Origin of the sequence: Micromonospora sp. WMMD736 (assembly GCF_049179015.1) — a bacterium.
Taxonomy (GTDB): Bacteria; Actinomycetota; Actinomycetes; order Mycobacteriales; family Micromonosporaceae; genus Micromonospora.
On record NZ_JBMHMI010000157.1, the window covers coordinates 1 to 1,824 of the forward strand.

Annotated in this window: 3 protein-coding genes; all 3 read left to right on the forward strand. The window is 65.9% G+C overall.

Features of this window, described 5'->3' with window-relative positions:
• Positions 1-460 (forward strand): acyl-ACP desaturase (locus tag ACN269_RS35015; protein WP_421477672.1); only part of this gene is annotated, 460 nt, incomplete at its 5' end.
• Between the two features lie 27 nt (positions 461-487).
• Positions 488-1,081, forward strand: coding sequence for a TetR/AcrR family transcriptional regulator (locus ACN269_RS35020; protein WP_421477674.1), 594 nt, complete (start codon positions 488-490; stop codon positions 1,079-1,081).
• Positions 1,078-1,824 (forward strand): flavin-containing monooxygenase (locus ACN269_RS35025; protein ID WP_421477676.1); only part of this gene is annotated, 747 nt, incomplete at its 3' end. The genes ACN269_RS35020 and ACN269_RS35025, both read left to right, overlap by 4 nt.

Consider the following 1,824-nt stretch of genomic DNA (forward strand, 5'->3'; position numbering starts at 1 on the left):
CCAGGAATTGGCGACCCGAATCAGCCATCGCAACACCGGGCGCGCGTCGGGCTGCCCGATTGCCGAACAATTACTCACCCGGATCGCGACCGACGAGAACCTACACATGGTGTTCTACCGAAACCTGGTGGCGGCCGCATTCGACGTCGCCCCCAACGAGACGATGCAGGCGATCACTCGCGAGGTCGTGGGTTTCCAGATGCCCGGCAAAGGCATGCCCAACTTCGACGAGAATGCGCTGGTGATCGCCAAGGCCGGCATCTACGACTTGCGGTCGCATCTCGACGAGGTGCTGCGCCCGGTGCTGCGGTTCTGGAAGGTGTTCGACCGCACCGACCTCACCGGCGACGGCGCCCGCACGCGCGACGAGCTCGCCGACTTCCTCGCTCTCGTCGATGCCAGGGCAACCCACTACGAGCAGCGACGCGAGGCCCGTCAACGCGAGACCGCATTGACCTGATTGAACATATCTCGATAATGTGTTCAAATGCGCGGTGCTCCGGACAAGGCGGTCTCCCCTGCCCTGTTGTCCGCCACCGCTGACACGCTCCGTCGATCGGGGCCACGGCAGTTCAGCTTGACGGCCGTTGCCGAGGCGGCCGGGGTGTCGCGCGGCACGGTGCACAACGCCCTCGGCAGCCGCGACAACGCGATGCGGGCGGCACTGGACCATCTCGCATCGGCGTTCATCGACACCATGGCGGACGAAGTGCAGAAAGCCGACACGCTGGCCGACCAGGTGGCCGCTGCCGCCGTCCTGGTGTGCGCGCACCGGCAGCGGTCCGATTCGGTGCTGGCGCGGGGGATCAACGAAAGCATCCTGGTTCTGCTGCTGGGCAATATCGGCGACGACCTCATGCAGCGCGCGGTCGCCCTGTGGTCTCCGCTGGTGCGGAAGGCCCAGGACCGTGGCGAAGTCGAGTCGACCCGCGACGCGGCACAGGCAAGTGAATGGATATTGCGCATGCTGCTGAGTTTCGAACTGGTGCCGCCGATCGGGGTGAACCTGGACTCACCTCGGGCGGTGCGACGGTTCGTGCGCGACTACATCGTCGATGGCCTGGGCGGAGCTGCCCGATGACGCAACCCGATCACCAGGTGGCCATCATCGGCGCCAGCTTCGGGGGGATTGCCACAGCACATCTGTTGCAAGAGAAGGGAATCACCGATTTCGTCATCCTGGACCGCGGTGCGGACTTCGGCGGCACCTGGCGAGACAACCACTACCCCGGACTCGCGGTCGACATCCCCACCCTGTGGTATCAGTTGTCGTTCGCTCCGAAAACCGACTGGACCCGCCTGTTCGCCCCCGGACCGGAAATCCATCGCTACCTACGCGACACCGCCGCCACGCTGGGGCTGTACGACCACCTGCGTGCCAACTGCGAAGTCCTCAGGCAAGAGTGGGATGCCGCCGCGGGCCTGTGGCGACTGCGCCTCGGCGACGGCCGGTGGATGACGGCGCGATTCCTGATCAGCTCGGTCGGCGGCTACGTCAACGCCAAGGATACCGTGGGCATCGCCGGACTCGACGAGTTCACCGGCACCATCCTGCGCCCCAACGCCTGGGACGACAGCATCGACTGCCGCGGTAAGCGAATCGCGGTGATCGGCACCGGGTCCAGCGGTGTGCAGATCAGCGCGGCACTGTCCGAACACGCCGCCAATCTTGATGTCTACCAACGCACACCCGCGTGGGTGCTGCCCAAGATCGACTTCGACTTCGGTCCGGGCATGCGACGCCTGCTACGACTGCCGGGTGTGCTGTGCGCCGTCAACGCGGCGGGCCGCCTGGCGATGGACGCGTTCATGATCGCGCCGATC

What these genes read in the sequence shown, in the direction of transcription:
- ACN269_RS35020 (WP_421477674.1), top strand. Translation starts at nt 488, where the DNA reads ATGCGCGGTGCTCCGGACAAGGCGGTCTCCCCTGCCCTGTTGTCCGCC.